At 31.1% G+C, this 24,638-nt stretch carries 22 protein-coding genes; 14 read left to right on the forward strand and 8 right to left on the reverse strand.

Annotated features, from left to right (window positions below; translation table 11 throughout):
* The first annotated feature begins 86 nt into the window (after positions 1–86).
* Together ACUUYC_RS19315 and ACUUYC_RS19320 are read left to right on the forward strand one after the other, a co-directional pair.
* The gene (locus tag ACUUYC_RS19315; RefSeq protein ID WP_474268442.1) at positions 87–2,243 is read left to right on the forward strand and encodes an AAA family ATPase; all 2,157 of its coding nucleotides are present in this window, start codon (positions 87–89) and stop codon (positions 2,241–2,243) included.
* Entirely contained in the window at positions 2,230–3,234 is a 1,005-nt protein-coding gene (locus ACUUYC_RS19320; protein WP_474268444.1) for a hypothetical protein, read from the forward strand. The genes ACUUYC_RS19315 and ACUUYC_RS19320 overlap by 14 nt, the downstream gene beginning before the upstream one ends.
* Positions 3,235–3,236: 2 nt before the next feature.
* Here the strand turns inward: ACUUYC_RS19320 and ACUUYC_RS19325 are convergent, their stop codons facing one another.
* A complete protein-coding gene (locus ACUUYC_RS19325) occupies positions 3,237–3,434 on the reverse strand; it encodes a hypothetical protein (RefSeq protein WP_474268446.1) in 198 nt (65 codons plus the stop codon).
* 193 nt (positions 3,435–3,627) lie between these two features.
* On the opposite strand from ACUUYC_RS19325, the gene ACUUYC_RS19330 reads away from it, so the two are divergent.
* The 3 genes from ACUUYC_RS19330 (at position 3,628) to ACUUYC_RS19340 (ending at position 6,341) form a co-directional block, all read left to right on the forward strand.
* On the forward strand, positions 3,628–3,843 hold the full coding sequence (locus ACUUYC_RS19330; RefSeq protein ID WP_474268448.1) for a helix-turn-helix transcriptional regulator: 216 nt from the start codon (positions 3,628–3,630) through the stop codon (positions 3,841–3,843).
* 26 nt (positions 3,844–3,869) lie between these two features.
* Positions 3,870–4,064, forward strand: a complete 195-nt coding sequence (locus tag ACUUYC_RS19335; RefSeq protein WP_474268449.1) for a hypothetical protein — start codon at positions 3,870–3,872, stop codon at positions 4,062–4,064.
* A gap of 1,359 nt (positions 4,065–5,423) precedes the next feature.
* Entirely contained in the window at positions 5,424–6,341 is a 918-nt protein-coding gene (locus ACUUYC_RS19340; RefSeq protein ID WP_474268450.1) for a hypothetical protein, read from the forward strand.
* Positions 6,342–6,435: 94 nt separating this feature from the next.
* Here the strand turns inward: ACUUYC_RS19340 and ACUUYC_RS19345 are convergent, their stop codons facing one another.
* Positions 6,436–6,636 carry a hypothetical protein gene (locus tag ACUUYC_RS19345; protein WP_474268451.1) on the reverse strand — a complete coding sequence of 67 codons (201 nt, stop codon included), beginning with the start codon at positions 6,634–6,636 and terminating at the stop codon, positions 6,436–6,438.
* Positions 6,637–6,774: 138 nt separating this feature from the next.
* Between ACUUYC_RS19345 and ACUUYC_RS19350 the strand changes: the two genes are divergently transcribed.
* Positions 6,775–6,996 carry a helix-turn-helix domain-containing protein gene (locus ACUUYC_RS19350; RefSeq protein ID WP_474268453.1) on the forward strand — a complete coding sequence of 74 codons (222 nt, stop codon included), beginning with the start codon at positions 6,775–6,777 and terminating at the stop codon, positions 6,994–6,996.
* 848 nt (positions 6,997–7,844) lie between these two features.
* Here ACUUYC_RS19350 and ACUUYC_RS19355 read toward each other — a convergent pair.
* On the reverse strand, positions 7,845–8,165 hold the full coding sequence (locus tag ACUUYC_RS19355) for a hypothetical protein (RefSeq protein ID WP_474268455.1): 321 nt from the start codon (positions 8,163–8,165) through the stop codon (positions 7,845–7,847).
* The gene (locus ACUUYC_RS19360; RefSeq protein WP_474268457.1) at positions 8,162–8,536 is read right to left on the reverse strand and encodes a DUF6090 family protein; all 375 of its coding nucleotides are present in this window, start codon (positions 8,534–8,536) and stop codon (positions 8,162–8,164) included. Before ACUUYC_RS19360 ends, ACUUYC_RS19355 begins: the two co-directional genes overlap by 4 nt.
* Positions 8,537–8,635: 99 nt before the next feature.
* Between ACUUYC_RS19360 and ACUUYC_RS19365 the strand changes: the two genes are divergently transcribed.
* From ACUUYC_RS19365 to ACUUYC_RS19395, 7 genes are all read left to right on the forward strand, one after another.
* Positions 8,636–9,850 (forward strand): multidrug effflux MFS transporter, encoded by a 1,215-nt coding sequence (locus tag ACUUYC_RS19365; RefSeq protein WP_474268459.1) that lies wholly within the window; start codon positions 8,636–8,638, stop codon positions 9,848–9,850.
* A gap of 192 nt (positions 9,851–10,042) precedes the next feature.
* Positions 10,043–11,725 (forward strand): helix-turn-helix domain-containing protein, encoded by a 1,683-nt coding sequence (locus tag ACUUYC_RS19370; protein ID WP_474268460.1) that lies wholly within the window; start codon positions 10,043–10,045, stop codon positions 11,723–11,725.
* Between the two features lie 108 nt (positions 11,726–11,833).
* Positions 11,834–12,127, forward strand: coding sequence for a hypothetical protein (locus ACUUYC_RS19375; protein WP_474268461.1), 294 nt, complete (start codon positions 11,834–11,836; stop codon positions 12,125–12,127).
* Between the two features lie 91 nt (positions 12,128–12,218).
* A complete protein-coding gene (locus tag ACUUYC_RS19380) occupies positions 12,219–12,428 on the forward strand; it encodes a hypothetical protein (RefSeq protein ID WP_474268462.1) in 210 nt (69 codons plus the stop codon).
* A 32-nt stretch (positions 12,429–12,460) separates the two neighbouring features.
* On the forward strand, positions 12,461–12,679 hold the full coding sequence (locus tag ACUUYC_RS19385) for a hypothetical protein (RefSeq protein ID WP_474268463.1): 219 nt from the start codon (positions 12,461–12,463) through the stop codon (positions 12,677–12,679).
* Between the two features lie 236 nt (positions 12,680–12,915).
* Positions 12,916–15,099, forward strand: coding sequence for a T9SS type A sorting domain-containing protein (locus ACUUYC_RS19390; RefSeq protein ID WP_474268465.1), 2,184 nt, complete (start codon positions 12,916–12,918; stop codon positions 15,097–15,099).
* Between the two features lie 21 nt (positions 15,100–15,120).
* Positions 15,121–15,720 (forward strand): hypothetical protein, encoded by a 600-nt coding sequence (locus tag ACUUYC_RS19395; RefSeq protein WP_474268466.1) that lies wholly within the window; start codon positions 15,121–15,123, stop codon positions 15,718–15,720.
* A gap of 357 nt (positions 15,721–16,077) precedes the next feature.
* Here ACUUYC_RS19395 and ACUUYC_RS19400 read toward each other — a convergent pair whose 3' ends face one another.
* Positions 16,078–16,635 (reverse strand): porin family protein, encoded by a 558-nt coding sequence (locus ACUUYC_RS19400; protein WP_474268468.1) that lies wholly within the window; start codon positions 16,633–16,635, stop codon positions 16,078–16,080.
* Between the two features lie 241 nt (positions 16,636–16,876).
* Here ACUUYC_RS19400 and ACUUYC_RS19405 point away from each other — a divergent pair, with 241 nt between their 5' ends.
* A complete protein-coding gene (locus ACUUYC_RS19405; protein WP_474268469.1) occupies positions 16,877–17,590 on the forward strand; it encodes a DUF1028 domain-containing protein in 714 nt (237 codons plus the stop codon).
* A gap of 69 nt (positions 17,591–17,659) precedes the next feature.
* Here the strand turns inward: ACUUYC_RS19405 and ACUUYC_RS19410 are convergent, their stop codons facing one another.
* The 3 genes from ACUUYC_RS19410 to ACUUYC_RS19420 form a co-directional block, all read right to left on the reverse strand.
* Positions 17,660–18,877: a bifunctional alpha/beta hydrolase/OsmC family protein gene (locus tag ACUUYC_RS19410; protein ID WP_474268471.1), complete on the reverse strand. Its 1,218-nt coding sequence runs from the start codon at positions 18,875–18,877 to the stop codon at positions 17,660–17,662.
* Positions 18,878–19,108: 231 nt separating this feature from the next.
* Positions 19,109–20,671, reverse strand: a complete 1,563-nt coding sequence (locus ACUUYC_RS19415; RefSeq protein WP_474268472.1) for a protein adenylyltransferase SelO — start codon at positions 20,669–20,671, stop codon at positions 19,109–19,111.
* 68 nt (positions 20,672–20,739) lie between these two features.
* Positions 20,740–24,576, reverse strand: a complete 3,837-nt coding sequence (locus ACUUYC_RS19420) for a M48 family metallopeptidase (protein ID WP_474268474.1) — start codon at positions 24,574–24,576, stop codon at positions 20,740–20,742.
* Positions 24,577–24,638 lie beyond the last annotated feature (62 nt).

A 24,638-nucleotide genomic window follows, 5' to 3' on the forward strand; every position in this document is an offset into this window, starting at 1 on the left:
AACTTTCTCTTTCAATTGATTATTAGTATCTGCTACATAAGATAAAAATCTTCAATTATAGTAAAAGTAATGTTAAATGTAATAATATGAGGTTAGCTGCCGTTTATTTTCCTAAAAATGTTTTACCATATTTATTCGGAGAAGATCATCTAGGGTTAACTTTAAATTTTGGAGGAGCAAACTTCTATAAAATTAAAGAGAGTGATGAAGCTATTGAAGTAAAAATAGTATCCGATAACAAAAAAAGTATTCCTGACTTTTGGGGAAAAGATATTTCATTGATTTCAGCAATAGTAGGAAGAAATGGAATTGGTAAGACAAGTATTTTGAGAGCTTTGCATTCTACAAGTGATAGAAAAAAGAAAAATGTTTTTTATTTATTTGAAGAAACTGAAGAATCGTGGTTTTATTATAATGAACTAGATACAAAAATTGTAAAATCAGATTTTAAAATAAGTGAGATTAATTCAAATGCTTTAAGTTCAGTTAAACAATATTATACACCAATAGTAGATACAGAACAAATTAGTGCATTATCACAGTTAGGAATCGTATCTACTGGAGAAGAAAATCTCGATCAACTTTATCTTAAGCAGTTATTACAGGATGTTATTTTATTAAATGATCCAGTAAAAGATACTTTAAAAAAAGTATATCCAGATTTTCCTGAATATAAGGAATTAGAAATAAAAATTTCTCAACACCGTAAGTATGATTTTAAAAATGTTTATGCAACAGCCAACTTGGGAAGCCAAGATAGAGTTACCGTACTAAAAACCTATATTGAATCAGATTTAAGAGATTTAGAAGATGGGAAATGGGAAAAATTGATTGGAAAAGATTTTATCAAAGAAAATATTCTAGAAAGATATATTGGTATCATCAACAGTTCAGGTTTGAATAGCTTGTTTGATCGTCTTTGGTCTCAAGAGGAGTATAGCCATGATGTAGGGAATGATAAATTGCATGGAGAGCGTGATTTCTTGCAAAATTTTGAAGTTACGTTATTCACTTATTTTATTTTAGATGCTACTTTTCCTCAGACACCTTTCCAAGGAACTTCCACGTTTATCAATGTATTAGATAAAGAATCATTTATGGAACGTTTTGATGCATTTTTTGATTTATATATGGTAAGTATTTATGGTATTGTAAGGGATAATATTGAAAGTAAACTAGAAAGAGTTTCTATTCAAGATTATGAAGACATAAAAGAAATAATAAATGAGGATGGGAATAAAATTTGGACTCAACAAGGCTTTAAATCTTCTGATGCTGTTGAGTTAATGTTAAGATATCTTGACAGATTTAAAGCTTTCTTTGACCTTTATAGCAATTTGAGAAATATTATCTCAGAAAATAAATTTGAAGTCAAGGAAGATTCTCTAGTTTATAAACTTGAGGAACATAATGCGGAAGATTTTTATAATTTAATCGAATCATATAATAAGGTTATTAGTCTGTCTAATAATTTTGTATATACATTAGATTTACTGTCAATAAGATCTACATATTCTTTGTCCTCGGGAGAAAAAGCATTGCTTAATTTTTTTGCAAGAATTAATAATAGAATAGATAGATTGAAAAGTTCTATACACCCAATTTTTAACTATTATTTACTTTTATTAGATGAGCCTGAATTAGGATATCATCCTGTATGGAAAAGAAAATTTATTGACGCAATAACTAAGTCTATACCGATTTTATTTGGTAAGCTTAATCCTAATAGAAATTTATTTGATTCAAAGTCTACTGAATTTAGTGATTTAAAAATACAAATTATATTTACGACTCATGATCCATTAACTTTATCTGATGTACCAATTGATAATGTAATTTTTATAGATAGAAATAAGGAGACAAGTAAATCATTTATAGTAGACCAGACTGAAGATATTGACTTGGCAACATTTGGCGCAAATGTTCATGATCTTTTGGCTCATAGTTTCTTCTTAGAAGACGGTTTTATGGGAGAGTTTTCTGAAGGTTTAATTAAAGATCTTATTAATTACCTTACATTTAATAAAGAAAAAGAGATTTCGGAATTTAATCAAAAGCCAATAAGAAAATGGGATGATGAAATAGCTGAAAAAGTACTGAAAATTATTGATGAGCCACTAATAAAAGAACGTGTGCAATCACTTTATAACAAAAAAGTCCTTTATCATGATAAGGAATTACTTCGTTTAAAAATTAAACAATTAAATAACCAATTAAATAAATTAGAAGATGCGGAAGATTAAGATTACAGATGGTCTTCGTGATTTTGTTAAGGCTTTTAATGTTGATCTATTTACTAATACTAGGACAAAAGCTTTTATAAAACCACAAGTTAACTTAAATAATCTTTATACTAAAATAAGACCTCGTAAGTATAAAGAGTACAGATTATATGTAGAGAAAATTATAAATGAATATGACGATATTTTAAATGCAGATCCAGCAAAAATGGAAACCTTAATTTTTGAATTTGATGCTATTTTAGATTCTTCACAATTAAGTAGAAAAATTACAAATAAGAAGTATAGCTTTCATGAAACTGTAGTTCAAGCAATGCGCTATGAAGACTTACGTGACAAAGAATTTCCTGATTATTTACTTAACTCCGACTTAAGAACTTGCGTTTATTGCAATGCACAATCCGCAATAACAATTGAACCATTGTATTATAACAAAAAGAAAAAAAAGAATAAGAAAAAGATTCTATCAAAACTCCAACTTGATCATTTTTACCCAAAGTCAAAATATCCATTCTTATGTACAAGTTTTTTTAATCTTTATCCTACTTGTGCAAATTGTAATCTAGCTAAAGGAAAAGAGAATGCTAAGTTTGAGCTATATACTCTAGATAATGATCTCGATCCCTTTCATTTCTGTATTGATGATGAGTCAATACTAGATTATTGGATAAACCTTGACATTAAAAGTCTAAAAATTCATTTAGACACATTGGATGGCGATAATGAGTTACTTCATAATCATAATGAGTTATTCCAAATTCAAAAAATATATGATGCTCAAAAAGATATTGGAGAAGAATTAGTTTGGAAATTTAAAGCTAATCCTAGTACTTATAGAAGTTTACTAAGTAAGTCTTTCCATAAAATTTTCCCTGATCAATCTGTAATTGATAGGATGATTATTGGTAATTATAGTAAACCTGAGGAAACATTTAAAAGACCTATGACTAAATATACTCAAGATATTGCAAGACAACTTAAACTTATAAAATAACATCACTCAAACTTCCCAGTACCATAATTAACACGTTTCTTAAAGTCTATAATTTCATCTTTTAATTTTCTATTTGCATTCTCAATAAGTTCATTTTGAAGTTTCATAATCTTTAATAAATCGTGAACTGCATTAAGGTTGTCTAGTTGCGTAGATACGATTTTCTCTAAATCTGCTTTTGTATATCTTGGAAATGGCATAAAGTTTGGAATAAAATTATTAATAATGAATATTTAATTAAAAATTACATTTATATAATTACAACTTACATAAAGTTAATTCAAACTTATAATTTAATTTTTAAAAATGCAAGATTAAATTAATAAAATGTAATCTAAACTTATGTTTTATTAAGAATGTATTATATATTTAGAGAAGAATACAGTAACAAATATGGCAGTAGAAAGAATAAATAGAATAAAAGAAGTATTAGTAATTCAAGGAAAATCGCAAGTTTGGCTTGCGGAAAAACTTGGAAAAAGTACAACTTCCGTAACTGCATTTTGCAATAATAAATCTCAACCACATTTAAAGGACTTGAAAAAGATTGCAGAAATCTTAGATGTCGATATTCGAGAGCTATTAGTTTCTACAAAATCATTGACCTAGAATTATCAAATATAAGAGTGTTAATAATGAATAAAAAAGAATTACAGAACCAACTGAATATTTTAGAGAACCAACATTTTAAGTTGAGAGTTGAAGAAAGTGAATTAAAAGAGATTCAAAAAACAGATCAGGTAAAGAAAAGGTTAAAACAAATTTTATCAGAAAAAGAGATTCTTGAACCACAGATGATAGAAATTAATTCTCAATTAAAAAATCTCTAAACTTTTAAACGCAAGCCACAAGCGACCTCAGAAAACTTTGGTCAAAACAATAGGCGAGTGAGCGTCCATATTTTAGAGATGAAGCAGTATTGTTGTTGAGAGTTCTGCATTGTATTTGATTTCTAAAATAATCTAAATAATTCTACACGCTTCTAAAATATAGCGAACGAGCCGTAATTGTTTCCAAAGTTTTATGAAGTCTTGATTTTTGTTTCTTTTTATCAAGAAAAAGACAAAATAAAAAACTACAAAAGGTTCTCATTAAAACTCAAAAGCTATTTAACATAACGAAAAGCCAAAAAAGGTTTTTATGAAAACAAACAGTTAGCATAGTTATAGAAAATTCTTCGTAGAAATTTTTTATAAGTATGCGGCAAGCTAACGTAAAGGTTATAAAACTTTTTCTAACGAAATGTTTCTAATTTATAGAATGTTTCAACAGAATTTCTAAAGCAGGCTTTTGTGCGGCTGGAAAGCGTTGGCAGATTGTGTGTAGAAAAAAATGCCAAAGCATTTTATTTATACTAAGCAATAAAGCGTTTGCGAGCGGCAATTTTGCATAACGACAAATTATGGGACAAAGAATTATGTAGCGAAGCGTTCCTATTAAATAAAGGTTTATAACCCAAGCACAATGATTCTGGTAGTAAATACAAAGGTTCTGGGATATTTAGCATAATATCATTATGGTTTACAAATACACTGATTATCCTACTTTACGATATATAGTATCTGTATCATAATGTTATCGCGTTATGTAACTTTGCTTAGGAAAAAAGCAAAGTTTACACTTCAAGTTTTTAAAAAGTTATTACCTAAAAGTTTCTTCACGAATGGTAATGGAACAATTTTTTTGCGACTAGTTTACACTGAGTTCGTCGAAGTGTAGGAGGGAAGCGGAATAGTTGTGGAATGAAACTTTAATATCAATGATTATTGTATAAACTGACACATGACATAATGGAATAGTCCTTTCAGTTAAATTCATGACATTTATGAACAAAAAAAGCCAAAGTGACATATAAATATCAAGTTGGCACAATTTTTGTAGCCTAATGGCTAATGTTTTCAAATATTGAAAGGACTTACTTACAATAAATAGAGATTCGCACTCTCTATTTATTTAACGGTCTTTTTCACTATTTATTTTGTTTTAAGGTTGGATATCATGCACGATATCATCGACAAATGTAAAAAAAAATGTTAATAACTATGTTAAAAAAGTCAAAAAATTAAAAAAAGCGCATCTTAAATAAAAAAGTTAACCGACCATGCATAACCAATTTGCATCTACAATATCAATAATAATGGTAGAAAATATTGGTAAAATTATTTTTATTAATATAAATTTTATTTAAGATGAACATATCATCATTTTATAGTATTGGCAGTCAACAGCCAAGTTTAGATTTTGTTGACATTAAATTAAATACAGATAATTTATTATTTGTAGATCCAAGATTAATTGAAAATTCTAAAGATCCTATGATTAAGGAAATGCAGAAAAGAATTGAAACATTTTGGGCAGAACTTATTAAAAGAGTAAGGTCAAAGGATATTGAAAAAATATATTATTTGCTTCTAGGTTTGAAAGAACCACATGAAACTAGGTTAGGATATGCTTTTAGCAAGACTTATGGAAACAGTGTAGCTGAAAAATTAAAACCAAAAATTGTTGAAGCTATTCAGCAAAATAAAGCAGTTAGAACTGGAGTTCTAAGCCATTTTGCAGATGTAGAATTGTTTATTGAAGATATCAGTTCAGACAGAATTTCAGATATAACTACAAAAATTATCAAATCTGTTCTTATTGAATATACTCAAAAACAATGTAAACTTCATAAAATACCTATGAAGAAAGTTGTTCAAGATGATATTTTTGACCATGTGAATTTAAAATGGTTAAAGAAGGAAGTTGAATTACCTGTATATTTTGATAGACCTATAATTTTTGTTCCTAAATATATAGTTAGGTTAGAAAATTCAGCAAATAAAAATGTAGCTTGTTTTTATAGATATGCAATAAGACATTTTATTGTACATGATAAAGAAATGCTTGAAGATGTTAGCGCTACGGGAAAGGAAGGTAAAATTCTTCTCAGAGATGTAAAAGCTGAGTATCCTATTTCGAAAGAATCATTAACAAACTGGAGCATCAAATATGGTAAGTTATTAGTTGATTATAAAACGGATCATTTAGATGGTAAACTCAGACCTTTAACAGATGAGGAGTTGATGGAGATTGTTTACGATAAAGGTTATTTTAAAGCTGGATAAATTATTATGTAAATAATTATTTAAGGAGCAAGTTTAATTACTTGCTCTTTTTTTATTCGACAATTTTTCAAGTCAAAAAGAAGAACAATATTAATCACTCAAACTTCCCAGTACCATAATTAACTCGTCTCTTAAAATCAATAATTTCATCTTTTAGTTTCTTATTTGCATTCTCAATAAGTTCATTTTGGAGTTTCATAATCTTTAGTAAATCATGAATTGCATTAAGATTATCAAGTTGTGTGTATACGATTCTCTCTAAATCAGCTTTTGTATATTTTGGAAATCCGCTCATGGTATAGAATTTGATTATTATTGTTTAGTAATTCTATACAAATATGTAGAAAAAACACTTAAATTCAAAATTATTGTTTTAATATTTTATACAAGTGTATATACTTTCTATATTTATGTATTAAAAATAAGTACACACATGACTAAATTAGGATTGTATTTAGCGAAGAAATCAATTAATAAAGCTGAAGTTTCACGAAAAACAGGAATCAGTAAATCTCGTATAAGTCAATTAGGTTCAAATGAAACAACGAAATTAAGAGTTGATGAATTATATCTAATTGCTTTAGCTATTGACGTTGATCCTTGTGATATCTTCAAAGAAATTTGCGCAGACCTTAAATTAATAGACGAAAATTAATTCACAAACGCAAGCCACAAACGACCTCAGAAAACTTTGGTCAAAACAATAGGAGAGTGAGCGTCCATATTTTAGAGATGAAGCAGTTTTTTTGTAGAGTGTTCTACATTGTATTTGATTTCTAAAATAAGCTAAAGAACTCTAAACGTTTCTAAAATATAGCGAACGAGCCGTAATTGTTTCCAAAGTTTTATGAAGTCTTGATTTTTGTTTCTTTTTATCAAGAAAAAGATAAATTAAAAAACTACAAACGGTTCTCATTAAACTCAAAAGTTATTTAACATAACGAAAAGCCAAAAAAGGTTTTTATGAAAACGAACAGTTAGCATAGTTATATAAAATTCTTTGCAGAAAATTTTTATAAGTATGCGGCAGGCTAACGTACAGGTCATAAAACTTTTTCTAACGAAATGTTTCTAGCATATAGAATGTTTCAATAAAATTTCTAAAGTAGCTTTTGTGCGGCTGGAAAGCGTCGGCAAATTGTGTGTAGAAAAAAATGCCAGAGCATTTTATTTATACTAAGCAATAAAGTGTTTGCGCGCGGCAATTTTGCATAACGACAAATTATGGGACAACTACGAAGTAATCACGAACTCCGCTAAATAAAATAATAATTACGTGAGTAAAATTTTCTGTAGCGTAGCGTTCCGATTAAAAAATGGTTCATGACCCAAGCACAATGATTCTAGTAGTAAATACAACGGTTCTGGGATATTTAGCATAATATCATTATGGTTTACAAATACGGGATTTGTGCTATTTTCCTATACATAGTATTTGTATCATAATTTACATTATGTTAAATAGAATATTTTAATACCTCTATAAATACTACTCTTTACACTCTATTCTAAAGCATCTAAATATTTTTGTAAACTCATGCGCATGGTATTTAATGATTGCCCATATACATCTACTTCTATAAATCGTAATGATGCCATACGTGATTGATGAGCTTTGTTATACAACAAAAATTCTATACAATCATTCTTGCAACTATAATCTGTTAATAAATCAATATACCATTCTTCTGTTTTTTCAATCTCTTTTAAATTATCATTTATTTTAGTAAAAATTAAACTTTCTAATTGCTTGATTAAATCTATATGTGATTTATACGCAGAACTTAAATTCAATAATGATTTAGAAACGTCAGAATCATTCAAATTTGCATTACTGTATTGTCCAAATCCATAATATTAGGTTCAAATAATAATGATCCAACAAAATCATTATTACTAGTCATGCTTATATCATATTCTTTGCCTAAAACTTTTAAAAAACGCTGCTGTATGGTATCTATTTTCTTTTGATAATTAGAAATTGTTCTGATATCATTTTTTAGCTCTATAAGAACCTGTTCGGCTAATTCTTTGTTAGTTTTATCTAACTGTTTACCCTGGTTCCAATTATTAATTCCAACAGCAATCAAAATACCAATCACCACTAAAATAATTTCACCAAATGCATACTTTAAATACTTTTTTAAATTATTACCAGCCATTAATTTCAAACGTTCTTTATTGAAAAATTTCATATGTTAAATTAAAAAAACTAAGATACTAAATCTATCTAAATTCAATAAGAAGTCCTCTTTTTTAATATCTAAACTCTTTTTTAAACGTACTTTTGCGCAATGCAAAGAAAACAGCAATCGCAAACGGAATTCATCATACTCATGGCATCATTAATGTCAACGGTAGCCTTGTCTATTGATGCTATTCTACCAGCGCTGCAAGCTATTGGAATTGCTATCGAAACTGCTCAATCAACAGATAAACGGCTCCTAATCACAATGATTTTCTTAGGTTTAGGTTTCGGACAATTAATTTTCGGACCACTTTCAGATAGTGTTGGACGAAAACCTGTCATTTACGCAGGATTTTTACTATTTGTACTAGCAAGTTTTTTATGTGTTATGGCTACAAACATTGAAATGATGATTGCCGGACGTGTTTTACAAGGAATTGGATTAGCAGCACCACGAACAATTAGTATTGCAATGGTTCGCGATAGTTTTAGTGGCGATTACATGGCAAAAATTATGTCATTTATTGTCTCTATTTTCATTCTAGTACCAGTAATAGCACCAACATTTGGTAAATTAATGCTTGATGCTTTTGGCTGGCGTTCTATCTTTAATAGCCAACTAATATTTGGAGCATTAATCATGTTTTGGCTCTGGAAAAGACAACCAGAAACATTAGATCCAAACAATAAAATAAAATTATCTATGTCATTGTTTGTTGATGGTTTTAAAGAATTTATGAAATTCAAAAAATCCATCGCATTTACGTTAATCTCCGGATTTATTACAGGATCGTTTATGGTTTATTTGAGTATTGCAGATGAAATATTTCAAAAACAATATGATATGGCTGAAGAATTTCCATATTTATTTGCTGGACTTTCCATTTCCGTTGGTTTTGCTACGTTTCTAAATGGAAATTTTGTACTAAAATACGGAATGTACGCACTCGTAAAAACGTTTATGATTTCGTTTACTGCGATTCCTTTAATATATCTTTTCCTTTTCTTCGGTCAGCCGAATCCTAATATGTACATATTAATGACATTCTTCGTATTGCAATTTTTCTCTATAGGTTTCCTTTTCGGGAATTTACGCTCGTTAGCGATGCAACCTGTCGGACACATTGCAGGAATTGGTGCAGCAATCAATGGTTTTGTATCCACAATTATGGCGGTTCCAATTGCAACGTATATTGGTAGTTTTGTAAAAACAACCGCTTCTCCTCTATTTATTGGATTCTTAATTTGTGGAAGTTGTTCATTACTGATACTCTTTATTCTAAGAAGAATCACTAAAGAAGAAACTTCACTCACTGCATAATTTATAAAAATAAAACCTTTTAATTAAACGATAATATAAAGCCAATAAACTAGAAGAATTATTGTCGAAAAATTGAAAAAACCAGTTTAAAAAGTTAACTTATCTATAACTTGTACTACATTTAAAACATTATAGTAATTTTAACCAATTGATTCTTTCCTAAACATTCAGATTTTAAAAAAGAGTTGAATTATGAGACAAGTAATCTTAGTATTATTTTATGCTTTTCTGAGTTTTGCAAATGCACAGGATAATTCATCAAACAATGAATCTTTTGATGAATTAATAAAATCATATTATAAATTTATAAGTAAAGATGCTTCTAAAGCATTAGATTATGTAGCGCAAGCAAAAGAATTAGCTGTTATTAGTGGGAATAATGATCAATTGGCTCGTGTATCTTATTATACATCCAAATGCTACTACGGATTAACTAAAAATAAGGTCGCATTAAAAAATATTGAACTTGCCATAGAACAAGGAGCAACTGTACAAGATTCTTCATTTTTATATAAATGCTTCTGTTTAAAAGGAGATATTCTTTCCGAATTAGGAGAAGATTCTAAAGCACTTATCGCTTACATGGAAGCAAGAGACCGCGCAAAAGATTTAGGAAACATTATTTATGAAATTGCTCCACTCACAAATATTGCTTTCATAAAAAAAATACATAAGGATTTTCAAGAAGCTATTACTATGTATAAAAGTATCTTAAAACATATAGATACTTTAGAAAACACTTATGATACAGAGTATTACAGACTTACTGCTTACATTAATATTGCAGATGCATATCTATGGATGGAAAAACCCGATGATGCAGAAATATATAACAAAGCCGGATTGAATAAATGTTCTGATACAATTAAGCAATGGGCATATTATCCTTTATTAATGAATAAAGCGATCATTAATTACCAAAGAAAAAACTATAAAAAGTGTACAGTATTAGCTAAACAAGTTAGAGATTCAACAAAAGTCAAAGCCAAAGTCAAAATCAACTACGAAAGTTTATATCTTACTTCATTATTTTATTTAGGGAAAAGTGCTTATAAAACAAATGCTTATAAAAAAAGCATTGACTATTTAGAAAAAGCATATGATAAAATAAACGCTTCAGATAATGTAGATCTTAATGAAAAAGAATTACATGAATTTTTAACACTTGCGTATCATAAAGAGAATAAACATGAAAAAGCAGAATTTCATTTTCAGAAATATACAATGCTAGAAAAAAAGCAAAGTATAGAAGATTTAAAACTCAATAATGAAACACATAAACTCATAGATGTCTCTCCTCTAAAAACAGAAATAAACATATTAGGAGATCAGTTAACAGAGCAAACAAAGAATAAGAAAAAGTATATCATTTTATCTCTAGCTTTACTTCTACTCTTTCTAGGTAGCATATTATATTATAAAATAAGAGAGAAATCTACAAAGAAGAAATTTGAAGAACTTCTCACAAAAGTCTCTGAATTAGAAAACAATCAAGAGAGAAAAACAGCATCTAGAAAAGATAAAGTATCCGATGAAAATGTGAGAGCAATTTTAGGAAAGATTGCCGATTTTGAAAAAAAAGAATATTACTTATCTACAGAATGTAGCTTAAGCTTTATGGCTGAAAAACTGGAAACCAACGCTACCTATTTATCCAAAGTAATTAACACACATAAGGAAAAATCTTTTACAGCTTATATTACAGAATTGCGAATCAACACAGCTTTAGTGAGATTAAAAAATGATAAAACACTTCAATCATATACAATTAAGGCTATAGCTGAGGAATTTGGATTCAAAAGACAAGAGACATTTTCAAGAGCTTTTAAGGCATATACAGGTATCTATCCTTCTCAATATTTAAAAAACCTTTAAAAAAATAACGATTCTGTTGACGAATCATGATTTGTCAATAGTATAATTTTTATTTTAATTCAATATTTTTTTCTTTCATTAAATATTAATCATCCAACATAAAATATTATGAAAAAAAAGAATCTTACAGGACTGACATTAAAAAAGTATAGCATTTCAAACTTAACCTTACTTCACAAAAAAAATGGAGGAAATGTTGAGACAAATACAGCATTGGGAACAACAAATCCCATATTATCATTATACACCGAGTGTACGACTGAATATACTACAGATAACTCTGATTGTGCTTCATCTAATATATGTACTTGCAATTGTAATACCAATAACGGTACAGTAAAAGCACAGCCTCCAACTGAACATCAAGAATGTCCTACGAACAATAATATTCACTTATATTAAAAGACTACAATTCATGATTCCTCAACAGCTTTGTTTTATGTTTTAAGAGAAAAATAGTTGCTTTACTTCATCAATTTTAAACATAATTATGATGAAAAAAAAGAATCTAAAATTATTGAAACTTAACAAGAAATCTATTTCTAGCTTTTCTGTTTACGGAGGCGAGCCTGTAACAACATGGCGTTATTGCGAATTACCACCTGAAACGTATATAGAATGCGATCCAAGTCAGAGAGAAACAGTTGCAAGGATGTGTGGTACAACAATTCCAACAACAACCTGTCCATCAGTATACTGCTAATAATAATACTCTAAAACGTAAAATATAAAATCATGAAGAAAAAAATAAAAAGATTAGTACTAAAGAAAAAGACAATAAGTGATTTACAAGAAAGTGTAAAAGGTGGAGAACAAGCTTCAGGAGGTATCATTTGCAAAACATATACCCAGGCACCACTTCCTCCAATCACAATACCCGCAGATTCATGTAGAGATACCGTACGTAATTGGTGTGATTCACGGTTTGGAGGTTGTCATTCTTACTATTGCTAATTCATGTATACTATTGTAATTATTTTGTATGTGTTCAATCACCTATAATTTTAATTACTATTAATCAGCTTTTAGTTATAAAACATGAATAAAATGAAGTAAAAAGACAGGATATACTTTTTAGTGTATCCTGTCTTTAGTAATAGAAAGAAGTCTTACTTTTAATATAGTATCTATAGTTTGCTAAAAAACAATCTTTTAAGTAATTTTACCGCAATAACCTCGATCAACCCAAAATGAAAAAAATTATTGCGATAGCTTTTCTAAGCTTGCTTTCCTATATTCCCAATTTACAAGCACAACATACAGTTGCACGTGAGTGGAACGAACAACTATTACTAGCAATTCGTAATGACTTTGCACGTCCAACAGTACATGCTCGAAATTTATTTCACAGTTCAATGGCTATGTACGATGCTTGGGCTGTCTTCAATCCACAAGCACAAACTATATTTTTAGGAAAAACATACGGAAGTTACACCTGTAATTTTGACGGAATTGCCACACCAACTGATATAGCTGCAGCACGACATGAAATGATGAGTTATGCAATGTATCGTCTATTATCTCATCGTTTTGGAAATTCCCCAGGTGCTACTACTTCCCTAGCGAGTTTTCAAACACTATTCGAATCTTTTAATTATGATATAAATTTCACATCTACAGATTATAGTACAGGTTCGTATGCAGCGTTAGGAAACTATTTAGCAAATGAAATTATCAATTTTGGATTTCAGGATGGTTCCAACGAACAAAATGATTATACCAATCAATTCTATACACCTTCAAACAGTCCATTATTACTAGAACTATATGAAGAAACCAATGATATCGACCCAAACAAATGGCAACCATTAGCGTTTGATGTATTTGTAGATCAAAGTGGAAATCCATTTCCGCTAAATACACCATCATTTCTTAGCCCTGAATGGGGAGAAGTAACGCCTTTTGCCTTAAAATTTGAAGATTTAGACATCATAAATGAAGGATTTGATTGTTATGTATACAACGATCCTGGCGCACCAGTTTACATTCAAGAATCAAATAATAATGATGGAATTGACGATCCATACAAATGGCATTTTGCATTGGTTTCGTTATGGTCTTCACATTTAGATCCGGCAGATAATACATTAATAGACATTTCGCCTGGAGCGCTTGGAAATCTCGGTACAACTACTTTTCCTGAAACGTTTGAAGAATACAAAGCATTCTATGATATATTTCAAGGTGGTGATCCAAGTGTAGGTCGTAGCCTAAATCCTGTCACAAATTTACCATACGAACCACAACTCGTAAAAAGAGCTGATTATGCACGTGTTTTAGCAGAATTTTGGGCTGACGGACCCGATTCTGAAACACCTCCGGGACATTGGTTTACGATTATGAACTATGTAAGTGATCATCCATTGGTTGAAAAACGTTGGAATGGTTTTGGTCCAGAACTAGATGATTTAGAATGGGATGTAAAATGTTATCTAACACTAGCAGGTGCAATGCATGACGCAGCAATAAACACTTGGGGAATTAAAGGATATTACGATTATATACGTCCAATTTCTGCAATTCGGTATATGGCAGGAAAAGGACAAAGTTCGGATGTAACATTACCAAATTATGATCCACATGGTTTGCCATTAATTCCAAACTATATTGAATTAATTGAAACTGGCGACCCTTTAGCTGGTGATAATGATGAAAATGTTGGAAAACCAAAAGTATACGCTTGGAAAGGACCAGATTACATTAGTGATCCAACAACTGATATTGCTGGTGTTGACTGGATTTTAGCAACAAAATGGTGGCCATATCAACGTGGAACATTTGTAACGCCTCCTTTTGCAGGATATTTATCAGGACATTCAACGTTTTCAAGAGCTGCCGCAGAAGTGTTGACACTCTTAACAGGTGATGAGTTTTTTCCTGGCGGAATGGGAACATTTGATATTCCACAAGATGATTTCTTAGTCTTTGAAAAAGGTCCAAGTGCAGCATTTACACTACAATGGGCAACGTATCGTGATGCTTCCGACCAAACAAGTTTATCAAGAATTTGGGGTGGAATTCATCCACCAATTGATGATATAAGAGGACGACTGATTGGAGTTGAAATTGGAACAAATGCTTTCTATCAAGCGAATCAATATTTCAGTGGATTCTTAACTACTGAAGAGTTTAATGCAAATACAACAAAAATATATCCTGTTCCATTTACAAATCAATTAACGATTCAAACAGGAAATGATCAAGTTTCCAAGTTAGAATTATATAGCATTCAGGGACAATTAATATTAACAGAAGCTATTAATTCGAATCAAAAAACAATCAATCTTCCAAACTTGCAAACTGGAATTTATTTTGTGAAAGCTTTTGGTGTAAATGGTAACGTGTTACTTCAGACGAAAGTCTTAAAAAATTAAAACTAAACACTAAGTACTAATTTGAAAGTAGTTATAAAACTTCGTAATAATACGTTCGAAACGGATTTTTTATCAATATTAGAAGGTGACGATTCTACTTTTATTCGCAATTGTGAGAAAGTGATTCAAAATCGAATAAATTATTGGAACCCAAAAGAATTATTCATTATTGATATTAAAACAAATTTTAGTTATCATTCAGTAGAAGGCGATTGTATTGATTCACAAGATTTCTCTTTTTGGAGTAGTAATGACGAGCTTACAGTTTCTAAATATCACCCTATGACTGAACATAGTACGACGATATTTTTAAGAAGTTACAAAGGTTATGAAGAAAAGACTGATGCAAGTTATATTAAAAGAAGAAAAAGAGAAGAATATAAGTACTATGACACTTCTTATGGTACAAGAGAATACAATTATCAACCTATTGTTGACGGACTAATTATTTATTATACTAAAAACACATTGTCTAGTGACAAAGCAAGTATTATGTTTCATTATAAATATGAGACTCAATACGAAGCAGCTCTTATAACATTAAGTAAGGATAGCAATTGGAATGTTTTTGATAGTTATGGAATCTCAATGCCTGAAATTCAGGAAATCCTAAATAATTAATTATTTATATTAAAGGTAATCTATCAATAAACCACCGTCTCTAAAAACCTAAACCAAGTCTAACCCGAACGAACGCTAGCGCAAGTTTCCAACTTGTGCCGACAACAAATTAATCTCTCACTCATTATCGGTACGAGTTACAAACTCGCACTAGCAAGGGGATTTAATTCAAGTCAAAAAACAATCAAACTTCCAAACTTACAAACTGGAATTTACTTTATAAAAGCATATAACTCAGCTGGAAACATCATACTTCAAGAGAAAGTGATAAAGCAATAATAAATTTGGCTTACTAATATAATATATAATTGGCTCTACAGTTATTAAATACTGATAAGAGCCAATTTTATGTATACTTTAAAAGAAGGAATAGCCAACAGAAAATTGTACTGTTCCATTTCTAAGTTTATTTGATGAACCACTTACATCATTAATGTTTGATAATCCCAAATTGTATCGTGCACCAAAGTTCAATCCGTTATTAAGTTTATATCCTATACCAAAATTTACACCAAAATCTAATGCTTTAAAATTGTCTTTTGTATTGCTCGTAGGACCTTTAGCAGAAAGTAAATAACCAATTTGTGGACCAGCTTCGATACTTATTTTTTTTGTTAAATAGTATTTCCCCATTAATGGTAGATTCAGATAATTTAGTGTTGTTATCTTGTCGTTAACACTAAAACCTTGCGTTGAATACATTAATTCTGGTTGAAAAGAAAACTTTTCATTAAGTGGTATTTCTGAATAAAAACCAAAATTAATAATACTAACTATAGGATCAATATTTCCGGTGTTGTCTCCATAAAGTGATCCAAAGTTGATGTTAACTTTAGCTCCAAATTCAACATCTTGTGCATTAACATTTATGAATCCAAAAATTGTCATCATAGTAATAAGTAATAGTCTTTTCATTGTTTAAAATTTAAATTGTTTTAAACAAAAGAAGTAGTTTTTATATGTTTAACCATCTTAGTTATAATCGATTTAACGTTTTTAACCAACTTTAACAAACGTAATGATGTCAATGGTTTTGAAAGATTTATGACTATTTTATATTTTATTATTTTGAATTTGATTTACTTATTTTTATTAAAATTTGCCACATCCAAAAGTTTGGTTCGTCTTTTAGATATTATTAACGCTAAACCAACAAATGATGAACAAAAAATCTATCTTTTTGCTAATTTTATTCTTAACTATCTTTTCTACACATTGCTATGCAACTTGGTCTATAATTGCCGTAGATCGTAAAACTGGCGAAATTGGTATTGTAGGTGCTTCTTGTACTTTTGATGTCTCAGGAATTGCCTCAATTGTACCAGGAAAAGGCGCTATTGTGGTTCAGGCTGGAAGCGACTATTTTGCACGAATGAAAGCTGTAGAGTTGATGAATAAGGGCATTTCATTAAACGAAATACTTAAGGAACTCAAAAATGATAAGTTTAACCCTGAAAGACAACAATATGGATTGATTGTTTTGGATTCAGAATCAAAACCACTTGTATATTCTGGATCAAAAATCAAAGATTGGAATGGATCACAACTAGGTAATGATTTTGCCGTTATGGGAAATATTCTTCCTGGAAGCCAGGTTGTTTCAAAAGCATACAAAGCATTTGATGAAAATAGAGATAAAACTTTGTCAGAACGCTTAATGCTGGCATTAAAAGCTGGAGAAGAAGCTGGCGGAGATAAAAGATGTGGAACTCAATACGCTAGGTCAGCTTTTATGATGGTTTACAAACCTAAAGATGGCGCTATTTTAAAATTGGCTGTACAAGGAATAAAAAAAGGTGGAAAACCAGCAGTGACTTTACTTTATATGAAATTTGAATTCTGGAGAAAAGAAGAACAAACAAAGAAATAAACTTGCGATTATGTGATGCTGAGCTTGATTCAGCATCACATAAAACATAAATGTAACAATCCAAGAAGTCTAAATCACTTCACTTTCAAAAACCACTTGTCCTGCCAATGTTTTGTGAACAGGACATTTTGCTGCAATTTCTTTTAGACGTTGCTTTTGTTCATCTGAAAGATCACCAACGAATTTTAGTTTTTTAGTAATAAAATCAAGTCGTGTTGGTTTTTCTAGTTCAATGCCAAGTTCCGTATTTTTCTTTTTACTATGTGAAATGTACACGAATACTTCACGTAAATCCCAACCTTTTCGATCGGCGTACATTTTTAATGTCATCGTTGTACATGCTGCCAAACCTGCATATAAGTATTGATATGGCGAAGGTCCAAAATCATTTCCACCGAAAGAAATAGGTTCGTCCGCAATCATATCGTGGTTTTTCGTCTGGATCTTCGTAGTAAAATTATCTTCAATCAAATTTAAATGACCAACTAAATGTTCTCCTTCCGTATCCAACATTTCATTTTCTTGCTTTGGAAAATAACGTTCAACCCACGTTCCTATCATATTTCCGGCATAACGACTATCTTTTGCATTCGTTAATAAATGATCTGCATTATCTAAAGAAACAAAACTTTTTGGATGATGTGCATGATGATATAATTCCTTTGCGTTTTCAATTCCAACTATTGAATCCGTTGGAGAATGCAGTATTAACAAAGGTTTGCGTAAGTTTTTAACCGTTTTTGGCAAGTCTGTTTTATCAAAATCAGAAACAAATTCATTATTGATCGTAAAAGGTCTTCCGCCAATATTTACTTGTACGTTTGTATCTTCAGGAATTTGGTGTGCATCATGCGAGAATAAATGTTTTACATGACTTACCGTTGAAGGCGCTCCAATCGTTGCAACTGCTTTGATATCATCTAATTGCGAAGCAGCAACTAAAACCGCGGCACCGCCAAGCGAATGTCCGACCAATAAACAAGGTGCTTCATAGTTATCTTTCATGTATTGTTGAACCGCTATTAAATCAGAAACGTTTCCTGAAAAGTGACTTTCCGAAAATTCACCTTCACTCCTACCCAAACCTGTAAAATCGAAACGAACCACACCAAAACCATGTGTAGTAAGTGTATTACTAATGTTTCGTACGGCGCTTAATGTACTGCTACACGTAAAACAATGCGCAAAAATAGCATAGTAATTTGGTTTTTGATTTGCGGGTAATTCTAAAAATGCGTTTAGTTTATGACCTTTTGCATTTTCTATTTGGAGCTTTGTACTTTTCATTGGTTTTATATTTTAATAAATCATCACGATTTAATATTTCTTTGTATAACTAAAATATTCTCGATACAATTTTTATTTTTTCACTACATGAAACAATAAAAATCACTCGAATTGACGAGTTTCATTACTAATTAACGTCAGATTGAGTGAAATTCTATCACATCGACATCAGTCGAATTGAAAGAATTTTGTATCGAAATCTATGCTTTAGTCTAACAAATAGTAAAAACATTACGAACTGCATGATAACATAGAGCAACCTACTTTGTTTCGTGCCCATTCTGGTCGTTTTGCGTACCATTGTTCATATTCTGGTTGTTCGTTATATGGACGTTTTAATACTTCATATAATTCGCTTAATACTGTGTAATCTCCTTTGTCAGCAGCATTAATTGCTTTTTGCGCCATGTAATTTCGTAAAACAAATTTTGGATTTACTTCATACATTTTAAACTTTCTGGTTTCGTCTCTGTCTGTTTCTATTTGCAAGCGTTCAAGGTATTTTGTAAACCAAGTTGTCCAAGCATCTGTGACTGATCCTGCGAGTTCTAAAGGTTTGTAGAATGCTTTGTGTATTTTTTGAAATGCTTCTTGTGACGTATTTTTCTTTTGAACACGTGGCAATTCACGGAAGAAAATTGTCATATCCGTTTCTGTCAATTGTAAATTTTGCTCTAAGTCTTCAATAAGTTGTTCTACGTCAGCGTTTATTTCGGCTAGACCGATCTTTTGAGACATCATTTCTACATATTTCTTATCAAAATTCGTTTGATAGCTTTCAAGAATAGCTTCCAACGGTTTAGCTTCTTCAATCAGTGGATACAACGCATTTGCCAATTGAACTAAGTTCCAAAGTACAATGCCTGGCTGATTTCCGTATGCATAGCGATGATGTTGACTGTCCGTTGTATTTGGCGTCCAATTTGGATCGTAGCCTTCTAACCAACCATATGGTCCATAATCTATCGTTAGACCAAGAATTGACATATTATCCGTGTTCATCACACCATGTACAAAACCGACACGTTGCCAATGCAAGACCATTTCTAGCGATGAATTGACTACTTTTTGAAAGAATGCAATGTATTTTTCTTTTCCTTCAGATTGAATGTCTTTGTGAAAATGTCCAATGGTATAATCCGTTAACTTTTGAAGATTTACAGTGTCTTTTCGTGCAGCAAAGATTTGAAAGTTTCCAAAACGGATAAAACTTTGCGCAACTCTGCACACCACAGCGCCTTTTTCGTATTCTTGATTTCCATCGTATAGCATGTCTCGCAAGACTTCATCACCTGTTAAGGCAATTGATAACGAACGTGTAGTTGGAACGCACAAATAGTGCATTGCTTCGCTACATAAATGTTCACGGATTGATGAACGTAATACTGCAAAACCGTCTGCAGTTCTTGAATATGGCGTCTCTCCTGCTCCTTTGAGTTGTAATGTCCAACGTTGTCCATTTGCACGAATTTCGGTTAAATTGATTGCTCTTCCATCACCTAATTGTCCTGCCCAATGCCCAAATTGATGTCCGCCATAACACATGGCATACGGAGATGTTTTTGGGTAGACTGATTTTCCTGAGAATGTATTTAAAAAATCTTCTGAGTTTGTTTCACGTTCTAAGTCTAGCATTTCAGCAACTTCATCTGCAACGTGCATCATTTTTGGGTTCGAAGGAATTCGTGGTGTTACAAACGAATAACAGGCTTCAAACACTTTACGTTGTGTATTGTTTTTGTTAGGATCAGATGGTAATTCTTTGTTGAATGTATCTTGTATATTGAGTTTCATTTTTAGCAATTCTTTTACGAATTGTAAAGATAGCACTTAAATTTCCCTTATTCTAATACCAAAATCAACTATAGTTTTTTGTACAAAAACGGATGTTCATCTGCATATAGTAATCGAACCATTTTTTTCTTCCAAGTTGTTGGTGCTTTTTCTTTTAGCATGATATTTCCGAGTGTGTAGAAGTTTGCTTTTGTTCTAAAATCAATTCCGATAATTGCTTCCTCAGCTCTTTTGTATTGTTTTGCCTTTGTATATCTAATAAATTCTTTGACAATATTAACATCAATAAAATCTTTCATATAGTTTACATACGCATCATATGGTTTTCCATTTTGAATCGCTAAACCAATTGCTGACCAAACTGTAGTTTCATTGACTCCTTCTTCACTTGAAAGTGCTAAAGCTTCATTGATGATTTGAGTGGTTGCATGTTTTGAAGCACCTATTAATCGTAATGCATACGGATGTTGATCTGGATGGCGTTTACTGAAATTGTATGCTTTTAACGTTTCACCTCTTGCTAAAAGTGAATATACATTATACGAATCGGACATACTATTTTCAAGGGTTCCGTTTTCTAAATTTTCAAAGTATTTTAGTCGTTGCGATTCTATAATTGGTGACGAACTTACTGTTGTATTTGGCATATGAATTAATAATCTACGTACACGTTCCGCATCCATAGAAACTGCTTCTGCAAGTGAAATATTTGTTTCTGATACTACAACAAAAGCATCATAGGCTTTTTGCCATTGTTCATTATTTGCATATGAAAAAGCACTTGCAAACGCTAACCAAGGATGCGATTTCCATTTTTCATGCCCTTTGATAAATGCTTCATTTTCTTGTACATCATCTTTTATGGTTCGAGTTGCCAAATAGAAGTAATCGGGATCATTTGGAATATCACTTGAAATTTTCCTGAATTTGTCCGCTAGTTTTAGTTTTTGAATGGAATCTGACGCGTCATATAAAGCTCTGAGCGACATTACATCATCTGGATAGTTTTCCAATCGTTTGTTTAAGATATCCGTTGCATCCTCTGTCATAGCTGATAAACTCAACCATGTCATCGTATATAGCGACTTTTTATCATCCCACAATATATGTGCATTAATGATTTCTTTATATTGTGTTTTATCATCTAAAGAAGAGATAATTCCCATAGGATTAACATCACTATACGCCATTAAAACATGTTTTGTAATGACACTTTGTGTTGAACTAGAAGATATTGTATTTGGTCCATCTTCTAAGACATAATCTGCATCTGTTCCAATCCATTTGTCTGTTTTTGAATAATCAACTTTTGGAGTTGGCACATTGTTCCCGTAATATATAGGCGAATGCATTAATACTGCTGCATTTGCAACATTGTATATGTATTTTGATGATCTCCCAGAGAAATCACTTTGTACACTATCAATTGCTTTATTTGTATTTTTTGTTAGGGCTTTGAACAAGTAATCTTTTCCATAATTAACATCAATTTCACGATAATCATTTGGAGATACATTTACAGTTCCATCTTCATATTGAACCGTAATTGGAATACTTAATCCATTGTACACAAACATCGTTGTTGCATACGAACGCGCTCCAAAGTATAATGCTGCAAATAGAATTGCGCCAGAAACTGCAAATTTTGAAATGGAATGAAACAATCCATCTCCAATGAAAAAGCGTGACCAAAAATCGAGTTTTCGTCGTCTTGGTCGTTCCATTCCTGGCGTTAACACCGAATATTCATCTACTAAGGTTACTTTATAACTAGAAACTGGCTCTAACGTTTTGTTGTACAAATATGCTTCTTTTACACGTTCTTCGGTTTGTAATAATTCTTCCAACGCTACATTACGAAGTTGCATTAATGCACTTTTTGCCAAGTTTGCCCAACTGTCTACATGATTTACCCATTCGTTGATATTCTCTTCCATTGGTGGTGGAAAATCAAATTTTTGAAATAATTCAAAGAAAGTTAAAACATTCAGCTTTGTTAATAAATTACTATCCAAACGAATCGTTTCTGCCTGATCGTAAACTCTTCGTATAATGTGATAATATTCTGTTCCAACTGCAATAATATCAGTAAGTTCTGAAGATGTAATCCTTCCATCAGCCAACGCCATAATTAGAATGTTATGAAATTTTCCTCCACAATCATCAATATTAGTAACTGTATGTTCTGTGTAATGTAGAATTTTATTTAGATTATCTAACTGGCGATCCCAACCATTTGCTAAACTTTTTGCAGCTTTGTAATGAACCGTTCTACATTTTTGATCGTGCAAGCTTACTTCATCACGAATTTCTTTTTCTTGAGTTTTTATAGCTTCTAAAATGTCAGGAATATCACTTCGCTTGATTTGTTCACCTCTATGATACAACAATCGTTTTTCCGCAGTAACTACTTCATTTTGAGAAACTAATAACGCTTCTCGTTCTTCTTCAATTTCTTTCAGTTGATTTATTTTTGAAGCTAGTTCTTTCGGATATATTTCGTTAAATATTTTTTCAATTGAAAACGGATACATGTCTGTGTATATGTCATTTACGGTTTTAAAGTTCGTAAACGGATATCGGCGAAAGAATGCTGAGTGATATTTTGACGCTAAGAATGACCAATCAAAGTTTTGTTTATTTTGACTGACTATACTTTCTTCATCAGTATTTTTAGATTTGATTTCTACTTTTGCAGTTTGTATCAAACTCGCAGTCATTTCTTCTCGTAATTGTGTTGGATTTGAAAATAAATCCCACGACGATCTGCTGTCAATATCAGCTTTAATATATTTTTTCTTTGCATTGTTTTCACGATCATTATCAGCTGGATGCGTTGCCCACATTTTTGGCGGATTGTATTTTCGTGATGTGAAGATTCTGTGCGAAGCCGCATTAAACGAAGGAACTTCTGGCGAAAGTCCGTATGCTGGTTCGTCCAATATTTGACGCATTTTATCAATATAGTTTGATTGTAATACGTATAAATCTGAAACTGCTTTTTGCGAACCAAGCTCTGAATTTGTAATATTTATTGCGTTATCATAGGCTTCATCTGCAATTTGAAGTTTGTATAATGCATGAATTAACGCGTCACTTCCCGTAAGGGAAACCGCAACCAAATCGGCTTGAAATTCCATTTCACGTGATAATGCGCGTTCTGCCATCATTACAATACTAAAACAGGTTTCTACCAACGAACGAATTGCCCAAACTAAGATTGAAAGTATCCAACCAATCCATGCTAATCTGATGTCAAAACTAGAAAGCCCGGATAATAAACTATCAAATACATCTCGTTTTCCAACAATTCTAGCAGCAATTTGTTGCGCTACATATACATATCGACCTAACAACATGGAACGTTGTGCAAAGTGCCCAAATTCGTGTGCTAACACTGCTTTTAGTTCACCTAAACTCAATACATTAATAGCGCCTAAACCAATTTCTAAATTTTTCTTTGAAGGAAATAATAAATTGATTAGTGATATATCATACGAAACACTTGCATTTACTCTATCTGTTAGAAATACTTTGTGTGGACGTGGCGCGCCAGCTTCATCAGCAAGTTTGTATAAATAATCGAATAGTACAGGTTCTTCTTTTTCTGTTAGGAATTTATGCAATGGATTTTCTTCTCTTTTGTTTAAAAAGAAGAGTGATTTTAGCATGAATAGTGATAGAAATGCAAATCCAATTCCGAGTAATATATCCCAAAAGTTACCTTCAGGACTGGTAAATAAATTGTACGCAAGTTTCCCAAACCAAACGGTTAGTAAAATGTACAATCCGATAAATAAGATGAGTCCGATAATGGCGAACCAAACGTGTTTTGTGAAAGATTTTGTAGGATTGGTAAATCCAGTAGGAACTTTTGTGGGTCCTTTGCTATATAAACTTCGCATGCTAAAATGTTAATTGGTTTTTAAATATACTATTATTTAGAAAATGGAGGATTTATTTGTCT

The organism is Kordia sp. E, from assembly GCF_056033805.1.

Coding starts and splice junctions, on each gene's coding strand:
- ACUUYC_RS19390 (WP_474268465.1), top strand. CDS start 12,916: ATGAAAAAAATTATTGCGATAGCTTTTCTAAGCTTGCTTTCCTATATT.
- ACUUYC_RS19330 (WP_474268448.1), top strand. CDS start 3,628: ATGGCAGTAGAAAGAATAAATAGAATAAAAGAAGTATTAGTAATTCAA.
- ACUUYC_RS19420 (WP_474268474.1), bottom strand. CDS start 24,576: ATGCGAAGTTTATATAGCAAAGGACCCACAAAAGTTCCTACTGGATTT.
- ACUUYC_RS19360 (WP_474268457.1), bottom strand. CDS start 8,536: ATGAAATTTTTCAATAAAGAACGTTTGAAATTAATGGCTGGTAATAAT.
- ACUUYC_RS19315 (WP_474268442.1), top strand. CDS start 87: ATGAGGTTAGCTGCCGTTTATTTTCCTAAAAATGTTTTACCATATTTA.
- ACUUYC_RS19415 (WP_474268472.1), bottom strand. CDS start 20,671: ATGAAACTCAATATACAAGATACATTCAACAAAGAATTACCATCTGAT.
- ACUUYC_RS19405 (WP_474268469.1), top strand. CDS start 16,877: ATGATGAACAAAAAATCTATCTTTTTGCTAATTTTATTCTTAACTATC.
- ACUUYC_RS19345 (WP_474268451.1), bottom strand. CDS start 6,636: ATGAGCGGATTTCCAAAATATACAAAAGCTGATTTAGAGAGAATCGTA.
- ACUUYC_RS19380 (WP_474268462.1), top strand. CDS start 12,219: ATGAAAAAAAAGAATCTAAAATTATTGAAACTTAACAAGAAATCTATT.
- ACUUYC_RS19410 (WP_474268471.1), bottom strand. CDS start 18,877: ATGAAAAGTACAAAGCTCCAAATAGAAAATGCAAAAGGTCATAAACTA.
- ACUUYC_RS19365 (WP_474268459.1), top strand. CDS start 8,636: ATGCAAAGAAAACAGCAATCGCAAACGGAATTCATCATACTCATGGCA.
- ACUUYC_RS19335 (WP_474268449.1), top strand. CDS start 3,870: ATGAATAAAAAAGAATTACAGAACCAACTGAATATTTTAGAGAACCAA.
- ACUUYC_RS19375 (WP_474268461.1), top strand. CDS start 11,834: ATGAAAAAAAAGAATCTTACAGGACTGACATTAAAAAAGTATAGCATT.
- ACUUYC_RS19320 (WP_474268444.1), top strand. CDS start 2,230: ATGCGGAAGATTAAGATTACAGATGGTCTTCGTGATTTTGTTAAGGCT.
- ACUUYC_RS19340 (WP_474268450.1), top strand. CDS start 5,424: ATGAACATATCATCATTTTATAGTATTGGCAGTCAACAGCCAAGTTTA.
- ACUUYC_RS19400 (WP_474268468.1), bottom strand. CDS start 16,635: ATGAAAAGACTATTACTTATTACTATGATGACAATTTTTGGATTCATA.
- ACUUYC_RS19350 (WP_474268453.1), top strand. CDS start 6,775: ATGACTAAATTAGGATTGTATTTAGCGAAGAAATCAATTAATAAAGCT.
- ACUUYC_RS19385 (WP_474268463.1), top strand. CDS start 12,461: ATGAAGAAAAAAATAAAAAGATTAGTACTAAAGAAAAAGACAATAAGT.
- ACUUYC_RS19370 (WP_474268460.1), top strand. CDS start 10,043: ATGAGACAAGTAATCTTAGTATTATTTTATGCTTTTCTGAGTTTTGCA.
- ACUUYC_RS19325 (WP_474268446.1), bottom strand. CDS start 3,434: ATGCCATTTCCAAGATATACAAAAGCAGATTTAGAGAAAATCGTATCT.